Source organism: Pantoea sp. AS142, from assembly GCF_037152305.1.
Classification (GTDB): Bacteria; Pseudomonadota; Gammaproteobacteria; order Enterobacterales; family Enterobacteriaceae; genus Pantoea.
In genome coordinates this window covers 42,005-54,985 of sequence record NZ_JBBCMO010000011.1, presented here as the reverse complement: position 1 = coordinate 54,985, position 12,981 = coordinate 42,005, and the positions used below count along the sequence as shown (strand labels likewise).

Here is a 12,981-nt window from a genome sequence, read left to right as displayed (position 1 = left end):
TCAAAATCACCGATTGCTTAAAAAAGGATTCTACCATCTGATCCCGTGGCTTTCAGCACTTTTAGCATACGATTGCGCGCTTTTTTGCCTGAGTTTTGATCACTACAACATGTTGGGGATCATGGCGCTGAGAGGCACAATTTAGCCGGTCCAGACAACGAGCTTACAGATTTCCGTGCAGGCTGAGCATGCAGTAAATCACCATGCCGGCAACCACCAGCCCACCGCCAAAGCGATGCAGCAGACGATCGGGTAATCGGGTCATCGTCAGGATCATGCGTCGCCAGGCGCGTGGCATAAACATCGGTCCCAACCCTTCCAGCACTAACACCAGCGCCAGTGCCATCCAGATGCTTGTTTTCATTCTGATACCCAAAAAAAAGGCCGACAACATTGTCGGCCCACAGGTTATATCAGTTCTTAACGTGTCGCGTTAGAGGGCGCCTTCATATATCGGAAGAAGTCGCTATCCGGGCTTAACACCATAACATCCTGATTTTCACTGAAGCTGTTTTCATAAGCACGCAGGCTACGAATAAAGGCATAGAAGTCAGGATCTTTGCTGAACGAATCCGCAAACAACCGTGCCGTTTCCGCATCACCATCACCACGCGTAATCAGTGCTTCACGCTGGGCTTCGGCCAAAGTACGTGTGACCTGGTAATCCGCCTGGGCGCGCAGTTTTTCGGCCTCTTCCTGACCCTGTGAACGCTGGCTACGCGCTACGGCTTCACGCTCAGCACGCATACGATTGAAGATCGCATCGGAGACTTCGGTTGGCAGGTTAATCTGCTTGATGCGCACATCGACAACCTGAATGCCCAACGCTGCCATACTGTTCGGATTCGGTGCTGGCTCGCTGCTGTTGGTTTCACGCTCTACACGGGCCGCTGCACTGGCAATCGCATCATCAGCCGCGGGTGTTGCGATTTCATCATCGCTGCCTGCAGAGCCAGTATTCAGCGCATCACGCACATCGGTAGTCAGACGCCCACGGGAGTCCGTTACGATATCTTTCACATCCAGACGGCCCATTTCAGAACGTAAGCGGTCACTGAACTTACGTTTCAGCAACACTTCCGCCTGAGAAACATCACCGCCTCCGGTGGCCAGGTAATAACGACTAAAGTCGCTGATGCGCCACTTGATGTAGGAGTCCACGATCAGATCTTTCTTCTCTTTGGTGACGAAGCGATCGGCCTGGTTATCCATGGTCTGAATACGCGCATCCAGTGTTTTAACCGTTTCCAGGAATGGGATCTTGAAATGCAGACCCGGCTCAAACACCTGCGGTTTGTTTTCGCCATCGCGCAGTACTTTGCCGAAGCGCAGGACAATACCTCGCTGCCCTTCCTGCACCACAAACAGCGACACATAGAGCGCCACCAGCACGACAATGATCAAAAATACTATTGGCTTACGCATCAATTACTCTCTCCCTTCGCGCTGGCTGTCGCTGCGCTGAGCATTGGCCCGACGCTGATCCATGATGTTCTCCGGACTGTATGACGACGTGTCATTGCGGCTGGCGCTGCGATCGGAGATAGCGGGCAGCGAAGAACTGTTACCGTCCTTCTGACCACTCTGGCCCGGCGCTGCTGCCTGACCGCTACGCATCAGTTGATCCAGCGGCAGCACCATCAGGTTGTTACCCCGATCGTTAACCAATACTTTGCGGGTATGGCTCAGCACGCGTTCCATAGTCTCGATATAGAGACGCTCTTTGGTGATCTCAGGCGCGGCTTTATATTCCGGCAGAATCTTGGCGAAACGGGCCACTTCACCCTGCGCTTCCAGAACGGTACGCTCTTTGTAAGCGCGGGCCTCTTCCAGAATACGTTGCGCCCGGCCGTTAGCCCGAGGCTGAACTTCGTTGGCGTAAGCTTCTGCTTCCCTGACGTACTGCTCGCGGTTTTCACGTGCGGCAATCGCGTCATCAAACGCAGATTTCACCTCTTCCGGCGGGCGTGCAGCCTGGAAGTTGACGTCCAGTACCGCGATCCCCATGTTATAAGGACGAATCGTCTCATCAATTTCACGCTGGGTATCACTACGCACCACGGTACGGCCTTCGGTCAAAATGCGGTCCATGGTAGAACGGCCAATCACGCCGCGCAGCGCGCTGTCAGTAGCCTGACGCAGACTGTCATCTGCGCTGGTCACAGCATAAAGATAACGCTCCGGATCGGTCACGCGGTACTGCACGTTCATTTCTACGCGCACCACGTTCTCATCCGAGGTCAGCATAACGCCAGAAGCAGCCAGTTCACGCACTGATTCGACGTTAACCGCACGCACCTGATCAACAAATGTCGGCTTCCAATTCAGACCGGGTTCTACCAGGTGACTGAACTTACCGAAGCGCGTCACCACGCCACGCTCCGCTTCTTTGATGGTGTAGAAACCGCTTGCAGCCCAGATGACTACAGCAGCAACAGCCACGATGCCAACAATTTTGCCACCGCTGCCGGGGCCGCGCTGACCGTTGTCACTCTGTTTGCCACCGCCCAATCCACCAAGCTTCTTGCTCAGCTTACGGAAGATATCATCCAGATCAGGAGGCCCGGATTCTCGTCCTCCCTTATTCCCCCCAGAGTTGCCGCCTTGATTATTGCTGCTTCCCCACGGGTCGCGGTCCTGTCCGTTATTTCCGGGCTGATTCCACGCCATGTTTCTACTCCATTTATTGTAATTACGATTTTTACCCTTCATCTTTCGGATTGCAGCGGTGTCGGCTGCCCTGGCTCCCCTGGTCACTTACCTGCGTAAGCGCCCGGAGATTCACGTAGTCGCCGCCTTGCTGAAATCCGAAATAACCGGGTAAATCCTGCGTATTCGGGCCTGCAACGAAAGTGCGACAATCTTCAATTTTTAAGGTAAATGCGTTTGGGCAATATCAAACAATGTAACTGGGCAGCGACGGTTCCTGCTTACATAAACGCATCCAATCAATAATGGGCATACGTATCTGCAGTCCTACACTGCCATCTTCTTCATTCCACTCTTTCTCAATCGCCTGCAACTGATAGAAACGGCTGCGAAGTCGCCCCGCTTCCGGTGGCAGACGTAACGCGTGCTGGGCAATTTCACCCGCCAGCCGTTCTGAGAGCGCCTGCCATAGCAACGGAATGCCTGCGCCGGTATGGGCGGAAAGCCAGACGCGGGTTGGCAGGTTTTCTTCGTTACGGTCAATACGCGGTTCGAATCCGTCGAGCATATCGATTTTATTCATTACCAGTAACGTCGGGATTTCGTCCGCTTCAATCTCTTCCAATACGGTATCGACGGCTGCGATATTGTCCGTGACGCGAAGGTCAGCACCATCAATCACGTGCAGTAACAGCGTCGCCTGACGTGTCTCCTGCAGCGTGGCTTTAAAGGCGGCAACCAGATCGTGAGGAAGATGGCGAATAAAGCCGACCGTGTCCGCCAGCACCACATCTCCGACATCGGCAACATTCAGACGGCGCAGAGTCGGGTCGAGCGTTGCAAACAGCTGATCTGCGGCAAAGACGTTGGCAGAGGTCATGGCATTAAAGAGGGTGGACTTGCCGGCGTTGGTGTAACCCACCAGCGACACCGTTGGCACATCCGCTTTGGCACGTGACTGACGTCCCTGCTCACGCTGTTTTTCAACCCGTTCAAGACGAGACAAAATCTGGCTGATACGTCCGCGCAACAGGCGGCGGTCTGTTTCTAACTGTGTTTCACCCGGGCCACGTAACCCGATCCCGCCTTTCTGACGTTCAAGGTGAGTCCAGCCGCGTACCAGACGTGTTGCAAGATGGCGCAGCTGTGCCAGCTCAACCTGCAATTTACCTTCATGGGTACGTGCGCGTTGGGCGAAGATATCCAGAATTAAACCGGTGCGATCAATGACCCGGCATTCGCACAGGCGCTCAAGGTTTCTTTCCTGAGCGGGCGTAAGGGCATGATCGAATAATACGACCGATGCTCCAGTTGTTTTTACCGCATCGGCAATTTCAACGGCTTTTCCTTCACCGACAAAATACTTGGGGTGTGGCGCTTTGCGGCTGCCAGTAACCACTTGCAGCGCCTCAACGCCAGCAGAAGAGACCAGGGTTTCAAACTCCTGTAAATCTTCTACTTCTTTGTCTTGGGAGAACCAGATGTGTACCAGTACGGCCTGCTCACCGGCATCATAACGGTCAAACAAGCTATAACCTCGCTAAATAAAAGACCAGGACGGAAAACCTCTGTTCTCCGTTCCTGGCTGTACGGTGACGCGTTATTCTGCGTTATCACCGTCTTGTTGTGGCTGTGGCTGCGCAGATGTGTTGCTGCCGCCATGATGGTAATTGTTGCTGCCACCACCGGTATTATTGCTATGGTGAGAAACCGGGCGCGAAGGAACAACGGTAGAAATGGCGTGCTTATAAACCATCTGACTTACCGTGTTTTTCAGCAAAATGACGAACTGATCAAATGACTCAATCTGACCCTGCAGCTTAATACCGTTAACCAGATAAATCGAAACCGGAACACGTTCACGACGCAGTGCGTTCAGAAACGGGTCTTGTAATGATTGCCCCTTAGCCATTCTATCTTTTCCTTATATGCTTGTTGTTTGTTGCAAGTAGAACCTAGGTTCTGAAAAAAAACTGCGTAAAAATTTGCGCACGATAACCCATCAATTGTACACAATCACCCATGCTTCGCACTAAGAACCTGTAACACTGTATCACGCGCCAACCGGGACTCGTCACTGTCAAGCCAGTGAACGTTTTCCCAACCGCGTAACCAGGTCATCTGTCGCTTAGCAAGCTGCCGGGTTGCGCAAATTCCCCGATAAACCATCTCGCTGTAATCGATTTCGCCCGACAAATAAGACCACATCTGACGATAGCCAACACAACGAATGGAAGGCATGTCCGTATGCAGATCACCTCGTGCAAAAAGGGCCCGAGACTCCGCTTCAAATCCTGACGCCAACATCTGCTCAAAACGCAACGCGATGCGCTGGTGCAGCAATTCACGGCTCGCGGGGGCGATAGCAAACTGTTGCACGTCGTAGGATAACGCTTCACCGGATGTTTTTGTCAGTTCCGTTAAAGTTTTACCCGAAATAAAAAAAACTTCCAGTGCTCGCGAAAGTCTCTGCGGATCATTCGGATGAATACGACTACCGGCAATCGGGTCGATCTCACACAGCTGGCGGTGTAAAGCTTCCCAGCCTTTTTCACGCGCCGTTTGCTCTATCCGCTGACGAACGGCGGGATCGGCCGAGGGCAACGGCGACAATCCTTCCAGTAACGCCTTGAAGTAGAGCATGGTTCCACCAACAAGCAGCGGTATTCGTCCAGCCTCAACGATCTCCGCCATTTCTGCTAAAGCATCCCGCCGGAACTCCGCTGCCGAATAGGCTTCTGCGGGATCGCGAATATCGAGCAGACGATGGGGCGCCACTGCTAACTCCTCAGCCGACGGTTTCGCCGTACCAATATCCATCTGACGATAGATTAAGGCAGAATCTACGCTGATTAGTTCCACTGGCAACTGTTTACGCAATTCAATGGCTAAAGCTGTCTTGCCAGATGCCGTGGGTCCCATCAAAAAAATAGCCTTTGGCCGGCCAGCCTGGTTTAGTTCACTCATGCTTCAACGCGTTCACCGCGCTCTCAATCTCTATGGGCTGTAATAAGCCTGAAGGCGGCGATTTCAGTAGCTGTGGGCAAAGCCGTTCAAGCTCTGCCAGCAGGTTGATTGCCTGTGAGTGATTCCAGCTGGAGGACTCTGTATCCTGACGTCGCGCCAGCCACCGGGCCAGTTGCGTCACAGAGTTCTCCTGCTGCCGGGCGAGATAGCCTAACAGCTCGGGAATCAAGATTTGTAAATTTTGTGTTCGTAACGGTAAAGGCACCGCGCGCAAGATCACGTGGTCACCTTCGGACTGAAGATCAATGCCCATCTGATTGAGCAGGCTGCTATTTTGTTTGGCGGCCTGGCGTTCATCCAGGGCGATTTTCAGCCTTACCGGAATCAGCAGTGGCTGCGGTTTAAGCCCCTCTTCACCCGGTTCAAGCTGCGCCTGTTTCAGCCAGCGCGCCGCCACCGGCAGCGCCATCAGCATTAATTTCTGATCCTGCTCCAGCAACGCATAGTGGTTTTGCAGCACGGTGAGTACCCGGCCAAAACTCTGGGCATGCGCGGCCAGCGGCGAGGTTTTTTCGGCCGGACGCGGTACCGGTTCGTGGGCTTTGAGCGGCGGCGTATTGCTTACTGGCGTTTTCAGGAGTTGCTGATAAACCGCGCCTTCTCGCTGACGATAAACGTTCTCTTTGTTCTGCCAGGCCGGCGCCGCTGCGGGCTGCGTTTCACGCGCGGATGCTGCAGGTTTATTCTCACTAGCAGATGCTGCAGGGTGCGCAAAATGGTTACCCCCCGCCGCCTGACGGTTTTCCGGCTGCCAGCGCGGAGCGGCGTCTTCTGCCTGCAGCATGGGCAAAACGGGGGCCGCCATCGCCTGTAGCGCGCTGACCACGCCCTGATAAATAAAATCATGCACCAGGCGTGACTGATGAAATCGTACTTCATGCTTGGCCGGATGAACGTTGACATCCACCTGATGGGGATCGATCTCCAGATAGAGCACGTATGCGGGCTGCTGCTCATCCTGGAGCTGGGTCTGGAAGGCCTGGCGGATAGCGTGGTTAATCAGCTTGTCGCGCATCATTCGGCCATTTACATAGCAATACTGCAGCTCGGTGACCTGGCGCGAACCGGCCGGATCGGCAACCCAGCCGCGCAGCGAGAGGTCGTCATGCTGCCAGTCGATCCGCAACGCATGCTGCATAAACGTGGTGCCGCAGATGGCGGCCAGTCGACGTTCGCGCTGGCTCTCCTCGCTGACGGCGCGATACTGACGCATCATCTTGCCGTTGTGGCTCAGCGAAAGCGCGACGTCAAAACGCGCCAGTGCAATACGACGGATCACTTCGTCGATATGACCGAACTCGGTTTTCTCAGTGCGCATAAATTTGCGGCGCGCCGGAGTGTTATAAAACAGGTCCAGCACTTCCAGTGTGGTACCACAGGGATGTGCAGCCGGTTTAACGGTTACTGCCATATCACGCCCTTCCGCATAGGCCTGCCAGGCTTCGGTTTGATCAGCGGTACGTGAGGTTAATGTCAGGCGGGAGACAGAACTGATACTGGCCAGCGCTTCGCCGCGAAAACCCAGGCTCATGATCGCTTCCAGGTCATCCAGTGAGGCTATTTTACTGGTGGCGTGTCGGGCCAGCGCCATCGACAGCTCGCTTTTCACGATACCGCAGCCGTTGTCACGGATGCGAATCAGCTTTGCGCCGCCCTTTTCAATATCAATATCAATCCGTGTTGCGCCCGCATCCAGGCTGTTCTCCACCAGCTCTTTAACAACCGATGCAGGACGCTCAACCACTTCACCCGCCGCAATCTGGTTTGCCAGCTGCGGCGGTAAAATTTGTATCGGCATGATTTTCCTTTTAGCTTACAGCCGGGCAAATAATCAGGATGCAGGGATTTTCAGGTTCTGCCCCAACATGACGTTGGTTGACTTCAGATTATTGGTCTGCATTATCGCTTTCGGGCTGACGCCATAGTGTGCGGCAATGCCGGTCAGTGAATCACCCACGACAACTTTATGATGCACAACGCCTCGTGGCGTGGCACGTGTAGTGCGGCTGGCTACCGCACTGGCCGGGACTTTCAACCGCTGTCCGACCCACACCACATCCTGCTTCAGGGTGTTCAGTTCACGCAGGGTCGCCATGCTGACGCCATACTTCGCGGCAATGCCAGAGAGTGTTTCACCGCGCGTGACTGTATGGCGCTGGGTCACTCCGGTATATTGCGTCACCCCGGTCGCCGGGTTGCTGGCGACGCTAACCGCTGGCAACGAGACCAGCGGCCGGTTTTCCTCCTTTGGGATGGATTGCAGCGGGTGCGCCAGGAAATAAGTGCGCAGACCTTTGTAGATCGACTGCGCAATCTTATCCTGGTGTGCGCTACTGCCAAGCAGTCGCTCCTCCGAGGTATTACTGATAAAGCCGGTTTCCACCAGCAAAGAAGGAATATCAGGCGAACGCAGCACACCAAGGCTGGCATGCTCAGGCAGACGTTTATGCAGCGACGTTACGCTGCGCATCTGCTGCAATACCTTCTGGGCGATGTCATAACCGACGCGCTGCGAGTGACCGAACTGCAGGTCAAGTACTGCCTGGCTAAGGTAGGGGTCGGCCTGGCTGTTTGCCAGCAGGTCACCTGCACCACCCAGCAGCTCAGACTGTTTCTCTTTTTGCTCCAGCCAGTTAGCCATCTCATTGTTGGCACGACGGTTTGATAGCACCCAGACCGACGCACCAGTCGCCGCATGGCTCGGCGCAGCGTCAGCATGAATTGATACCAGCACGTTGGCATTGGCTTTACGCGCCACGTCGGAGCGGCCCATGACCGAGATAAAATAGTCGCCATCACGCGTCAGAACGCCTTTAAACATCGGATCGTTATTCAGCAACACCCGCAGTTTACGAGCAATCGCAATTGTAACGTTCTTCTCTTTCAGTCCGCGCTGGCCGATAGCGCCGGGATCCTGGCCGCCATGTCCGGCATCAATCGCCACAATCACGGTGTCATTCTGGCTGACGGCCGTGCCAGGACGTATGGTGCTGGCGGTGCTGGTTACGGACGTCACCGGATTCGAATTAAACGGGTTAGCCGCTGCGGTACTCTGGGTGGGCATACGTGTCGGGGCCGTTGCCGGAGCAGGCATATTGCGCGTCACGGCGGGCGGCTTACCGGTAATGGTGAAAACCACGCTGTAGCTGTTGCCATCGCGCTGGGTAACCGCCCGGGTTTTCCCCGCCTGGGTCAGTTCAAACACCAGCCGCACGCTCTGTTTGTCTTTAGGGGTGCTGGTACGAATCCGCTTTACGATGTTTTCGCCGCTGAAATTAAGCGGTAACCCCTGAACCACGCCGCTCTGGCGCAGATCAAGCACCACACGGTCAGGATTACGCAGGGGGAAGAAGCCATAGACAGGCTGTCCGGCAAAATTCAGGGTGATCGTTGCCTGGCTGCCGCCATTGGCCACTTTGATATCTGACAGATTGGCAGCAAACAGGGGGGTACAGACCAGCAGCAGTGTCACCAGCGCTATTTTCATCCGTGACATCATGCCTGATCCCTGCCCTGACCAAATTGTTCAAGCCATTGCTGCCCCGACGCGGATTGGGCCGTCAGCTCCGCTTCACGCGCCTCGCCGGCGTAACGCAGCGTTAAGGTGAGATCGGACGAAGGCAGAAAACCAGCGCCCTGCTGCGGCCATTCCACCAGACAGATGGCATCGCCGCTGAAGTAGTCACGGATACCCATGAACTCAAGCTCTTCAGGATCGGCAAGGCGATAAAGGTCAAAATGGTAGAGCGTACGGTCGTCCAGCGTGTAGGGCTCAACCAGGGTGTAAGTGGGACTTTTGACGTTGCCCTGATGGCCCAGCGCCTGCAGAAAGCCGCGGCTGAAGGTGGTTTTACCCGCCCCCAGATCGCCATAGAGATAAATCACTGCCGCACTGCCACAGGCGCGCGCCAGCTGAGCGCCCAAACTGAGCGTAGCCGCCTCATCGGGCAAAGAGATAACACAGGTCTTCATGCTTCTTTATTCATCTCAGGATTAACAAACTGCCACAGCAGATCCAGTAAATCAGTTGCCAGCATACCGCGTGTACCACGCTCTGCAGCGACCGCATCGGCCGCGGCACCATGTGCAACGCAGCCGGCGCAGGCCGCATCAAACAGCGTCAGTTTCTGGCCCATCAGCGAGGCAATAATTCCGCTCAGGAGATCGCCCATACCGCCGGAGGCCATACCGGCATTGCCTACATCAGCAAAGGCCATTTCACCCTGCTCGCTGGCAATCAGCGTACCGGCACCTTTCAGTACCACTACGCCACCATAACGCTGCGCCAATGTCTGCGCTGCATGTAAGCGGTCACTCTCAATTTCACTGGTCTTGATATTCAGCAAACGCGCCGCTTCGCCAGGATGCGGCGTAATAATGCGATTCTGACGTTTCTCCGCACTGATTGCCAGCAGGTTAAGTGCATCCGCGTCCCAAAGCATCGGCTTTTCACTGCTGGCGACTTGCTTCAGCGCCCGCTTTCCCCATTCGCGCTGACCCAAACCGGGTCCTACCGCGATGACATCAGCCCAATCCAGCGCCTCAGTCAGGCGTTCATCGGTCAGTTCATCGACCATAATTTCGGGCCGGGCGGTAAGGATCGGGATAATATTATCTTTGTGAGTAAGTACTCGCACTAATCCACTACCGCTGCGTAACGCAGCTTCTGCAGTCATTCGCACTGCGCCAGCAGTACCGGCATCGCCCCCCACCACCAGCAGGCGGCCATGATTGCCCTTGTGCGAGGTCGGTTTACGAGGCTTAAGCCAGCGGGTTAATGCGCTGGCATCATAACGCGCGATGGGAGCCGCTTCGCCGGCCAGAAAAGCGGCCAGGCCGAGATCGGCATAGTAAAGCTCTCCGATGTAATCACGCGCCTTGCCGGTGATCTGGCCCGGTTTCAGTGCGACCATACTCAGCGTATGGCTGGCATTCATTACCTCGCCGGGCGCGTTGCCGTTGCCGGCTGATAAGCCTGAAGGCATATCAATAGCAAGTATCGGTGCCGCATGAGCGTTCGCCCGCTGGATTAGCGTGGCATAGGGTTCTTCGGGCGCACGATTACTGCCGGTTCCCAGCAGGGCATCGACAATTACATCAACCTGCTCTGGCCAGGCCGCATCGGCCGCATGGATTTCACCGCCCGCATCCAGCCATGCGTCCCGCGCGCGCTGCGCCTCTTCCGGTAACGCGTTTCCACTTTCGCACGCCAGTAGCGTAATGGTTTTGCCCGCCGCCTGTCCCTGCCGCGCCAGGACATAACCATCGCCACCATTGTTGCCGTGGCCGCACAGAATCAGCCAGTGGCTGGCTTCAGGCCAGTGCGTGGCCATATGCGCGTAAGCGGCCTGTCCGGCACGCAACATCAGCTCATAAAGAGTCATGCCGAGCGCATCGGCCCCCTGTTGCTCAAGCTGCGCCACAGCCCGCGCAGGCCAGACAGAATATGGTAAACTGTGGCTGTTTTTCTTCGAATCCTGGTTACTCATGTCATACCCTCTCGATCTTCATCAATTCGCACAACAGATTAAACAATGGGGAGTGGATCTCGGCTTTCAGCAGGTCGGCATCACCGATACCGATCTCAGTGCGGACGAGCCGCGCCTGCAGGCGTGGCTGGACAAGCAGTATCATGGCGAGATGGCGTGGATGGCGCGACATGGCATGATGCGGGCGCGTCCTCATGAACTGCTGCCCGGCACGCTGCGCGTTATCAGCGTTCGCATGAACTACCTTCCGGCCAAAGCCGCCTTTGCCAGCACGCTGAAAAATCCCCAACTGGGCTATGTCAGCCGTTATGCATTAGGACGTGATTACCACAAAGTATTGCGCAATAGACTGAAAAAGCTCGGAGAAATGATCCAGCAGCATTGTGGCGAGCTTAATTTTCGCCCGTTTGTGGATTCGGCACCGCTGCTTGAGCGACCGCTGGCGGCCAAAGCGGGACTCGGCTGGACCGGCAAACATTCGCTAATACTGAACCGGGAGGCGGGTTCATGGTTTTTTCTCGGCGAGCTACTGATCGATATTCCCCTGCCGGTAGATACGCCGCAGCAGGAGCAGTGTGGACGTTGTATTGCCTGCATGACCATCTGCCCCACCAGCGCTATCGTTGAGCCTTATGTCGTGGATGCCCGTCGCTGTATTTCCTATCTCACTATTGAACTGGAAGGCGCGATCCCGGAGGAATTTCGCCCGCTGATGGGGAACCGGATTTATGGCTGTGATGACTGTCAGCTGATTTGCCCGTGGAATCGCTATGGACAACTTAGTGACGAAAGCGACTTTTCACCGCGAGCGGCCCTGCATGCACCTGAGCTAATCGATCTCTTTCAATGGGATGAAGCGAAGTTTTTACGCATCACTGAAGGCTCGGCGATTCGCCGCATTGGTCATTTACGCTGGCTGCGTAATATTGCCGTGGCGCTGGGTAATGCGCCCTGGTCGCCCGAAATCGTTCAGGTACTGGAGCATCGGCGCGGTGAGAGTGATCTACTGGATGAACATATTCTGTGGGCAATCACGCAGCAGCAGCAGAAACGCGAACAACTCGTGGTTGAAGTGCAGCCTGCTCAGCAGAAGCGCCTGGTTCGTGCAGTAGAGAAAGGTTTGCCGCGTGATGCGTGATTGCACAGCGCTATCTGCAATAACGTTGTCCACATGCTGTGAATAAAAATAAAAATCCGTTGTCATTCAACTGCAACAACGCTGATTTTACTATTAAATAACAAATTGAAATACTCTCATAATTATAAATATCAACAGCTTATGTAAAAGTTGTGTTTATTTAATAATGAGGCTACAGCTTCGGTTAAACCATAAGGTTGTGGATAACTCTGTTCAAAAACATTTTACAGATCGCCGTAACAGGCGCAGACGATGGGGTGTTGTGCTGTGGATAACCTTCAGGAAGCAATCAACATCACGCGACGTAAAACAGCCGGATAACTGACTCGCATGAGGATGATGTAGAATCTGGAGCGGGAAACGAGACTCGAACTCGCGACCCCGACCTTGGCAAGGTCGTGCTCTACCAACTGAGCTATTCCCGCATAGAAGGGCAGTGCTAAACAAAACTGGAGCGGGAAACGAGACTCGAACTCGCGACCCCGACCTTGGCAAGGTCGTGCTCTACCAACTGAGCTATTCCCGCAAAGAGAGTACTACTATTTACACATTAAGACTGGAGCGGGAAACGAGACTCGAACTCGCGACCCCGACCTTGGCAAGGTCGTGCTCTACCAACTGAGCTATTCCCGCGCCTTGTACCGTTAATAAATTCTTCACCGGTACGGGGTGCGCATT

Annotated in this window: 11 protein-coding genes and 3 tRNA genes; 1 reads left to right on the top strand and 13 read right to left on the bottom strand. The window is 54.9% G+C overall.

Going from position 1 to position 12,981, the window contains the following annotated elements:
- Positions 1-163: 163 nt before the first annotated feature.
- The 10 genes from WFO64_RS18410 to nnr all read right to left on the bottom strand — a co-directional run bounded on the left by WFO64_RS18410 (position 164) and on the right by nnr (position 11,165).
- The gene (locus WFO64_RS18410) at positions 164-364 is read right to left on the bottom strand and encodes a DUF2065 domain-containing protein (RefSeq protein WP_010256126.1); all 201 of its coding nucleotides are present in this window, start codon (positions 362-364) and stop codon (positions 164-166) included.
- Positions 365-420: 56 nt separating this feature from the next.
- Positions 421-1,425: a protease modulator HflC gene (gene hflC, locus WFO64_RS18405; protein WP_337013490.1), complete on the bottom strand. Its 1,005-nt coding sequence runs from the start codon at positions 1,423-1,425 to the stop codon at positions 421-423.
- A gap of 3 nt (positions 1,426-1,428) precedes the next feature.
- A complete protein-coding gene (gene hflK / locus WFO64_RS18400; protein WP_337013489.1) occupies positions 1,429-2,670 on the bottom strand; it encodes an FtsH protease activity modulator HflK in 1,242 nt (413 codons plus the stop codon).
- A 226-nt stretch (positions 2,671-2,896) separates the two neighbouring features.
- Positions 2,897-4,177 (bottom strand): ribosome rescue GTPase HflX, encoded by a 1,281-nt coding sequence (gene hflX, locus WFO64_RS18395; RefSeq protein WP_337013488.1) that lies wholly within the window; start codon positions 4,175-4,177, stop codon positions 2,897-2,899.
- Between the two features lie 72 nt (positions 4,178-4,249).
- Positions 4,250-4,561, bottom strand: a complete 312-nt coding sequence (hfq, locus tag WFO64_RS18390; RefSeq protein WP_009087468.1) for an RNA chaperone Hfq — start codon at positions 4,559-4,561, stop codon at positions 4,250-4,252.
- 104 nt (positions 4,562-4,665) lie between these two features.
- Complete coding sequence (miaA, locus tag WFO64_RS18385; RefSeq protein WP_337013487.1) at positions 4,666-5,616, bottom strand: tRNA (adenosine(37)-N6)-dimethylallyltransferase MiaA; 951 nt, start codon at positions 5,614-5,616, stop codon at positions 4,666-4,668.
- Positions 5,609-7,474 carry a DNA mismatch repair endonuclease MutL gene (gene mutL / locus WFO64_RS18380; RefSeq protein WP_337013486.1) on the bottom strand — a complete coding sequence of 622 codons (1,866 nt, stop codon included), beginning with the start codon at positions 7,472-7,474 and terminating at the stop codon, positions 5,609-5,611. Before mutL ends, miaA begins: the two co-directional genes overlap by 8 nt.
- Positions 7,475-7,507: 33 nt before the next feature.
- Positions 7,508-9,175: an N-acetylmuramoyl-L-alanine amidase AmiB gene (gene amiB / locus WFO64_RS18375; RefSeq protein WP_337013485.1), complete on the bottom strand. Its 1,668-nt coding sequence runs from the start codon at positions 9,173-9,175 to the stop codon at positions 7,508-7,510.
- Positions 9,172-9,648, bottom strand: coding sequence for a tRNA (adenosine(37)-N6)-threonylcarbamoyltransferase complex ATPase subunit type 1 TsaE (gene tsaE / locus WFO64_RS18370; protein ID WP_337013484.1), 477 nt, complete (start codon positions 9,646-9,648; stop codon positions 9,172-9,174). The genes amiB and tsaE overlap by 4 nt, the downstream gene beginning before the upstream one ends.
- On the bottom strand, positions 9,645-11,165 hold the full coding sequence (gene nnr, locus WFO64_RS18365) for a bifunctional ADP-dependent NAD(P)H-hydrate dehydratase/NAD(P)H-hydrate epimerase (RefSeq protein WP_337013483.1): 1,521 nt from the start codon (positions 11,163-11,165) through the stop codon (positions 9,645-9,647). The genes tsaE and nnr overlap by 4 nt, the downstream gene beginning before the upstream one ends.
- Here nnr and queG point away from each other — a divergent pair.
- Entirely contained in the window at positions 11,164-12,303 is a 1,140-nt protein-coding gene (gene queG / locus WFO64_RS18360) for a tRNA epoxyqueuosine(34) reductase QueG (RefSeq protein WP_337013482.1), read from the top strand. The two genes, nnr and queG, sit on opposite strands and share 2 nt — an antisense overlap.
- Positions 12,304-12,652: 349 nt before the next feature.
- On the opposite strand, the gene WFO64_RS18355 is transcribed toward queG, so the two are convergent.
- From WFO64_RS18355 to WFO64_RS18345, 3 genes are all read right to left on the bottom strand, one after another.
- Positions 12,653-12,728: transfer RNA gene (locus WFO64_RS18355), tRNA-Gly, on the bottom strand.
- Positions 12,729-12,753: 25 nt separating this feature from the next.
- Positions 12,754-12,829 (bottom strand) — tRNA-Gly (locus tag WFO64_RS18350).
- 31 nt (positions 12,830-12,860) lie between these two features.
- Positions 12,861-12,936, bottom strand: a tRNA-Gly gene (locus WFO64_RS18345).
- Between the last annotated feature and the right edge of the window lie 45 nt (positions 12,937-12,981).

What these genes read in the sequence shown, in the direction of transcription:
- hfq (WP_009087468.1), bottom strand. Translation starts at nt 4,561, where the DNA reads ATGGCTAAGGGGCAATCATTACAAGACCCGTTTCTGAACGCACTGCGT.
- amiB (WP_337013485.1), bottom strand. Translation starts at nt 9,175, where the DNA reads ATGATGTCACGGATGAAAATAGCGCTGGTGACACTGCTGCTGGTCTGT.
- miaA (WP_337013487.1), bottom strand. Translation starts at nt 5,616, where the DNA reads ATGAGTGAACTAAACCAGGCTGGCCGGCCAAAGGCTATTTTTTTGATG.
- nnr (WP_337013483.1), bottom strand. Translation starts at nt 11,165, where the DNA reads ATGAGTAACCAGGATTCGAAGAAAAACAGCCACAGTTTACCATATTCT.
- mutL (WP_337013486.1), bottom strand. Translation starts at nt 7,474, where the DNA reads ATGCCGATACAAATTTTACCGCCGCAGCTGGCAAACCAGATTGCGGCG.
- tsaE (WP_337013484.1), bottom strand. Translation starts at nt 9,648, where the DNA reads ATGAAGACCTGTGTTATCTCTTTGCCCGATGAGGCGGCTACGCTCAGT.
- hflK (WP_337013489.1), bottom strand. Translation starts at nt 2,670, where the DNA reads ATGGCGTGGAATCAGCCCGGAAATAACGGACAGGACCGCGACCCGTGG.
- WFO64_RS18410 (WP_010256126.1), bottom strand. Translation starts at nt 364, where the DNA reads ATGAAAACAAGCATCTGGATGGCACTGGCGCTGGTGTTAGTGCTGGAA.
- hflC (WP_337013490.1), bottom strand. Translation starts at nt 1,425, where the DNA reads ATGCGTAAGCCAATAGTATTTTTGATCATTGTCGTGCTGGTGGCGCTC.
- queG (WP_337013482.1), top strand. Translation starts at nt 11,164, where the DNA reads ATGTCATACCCTCTCGATCTTCATCAATTCGCACAACAGATTAAACAA.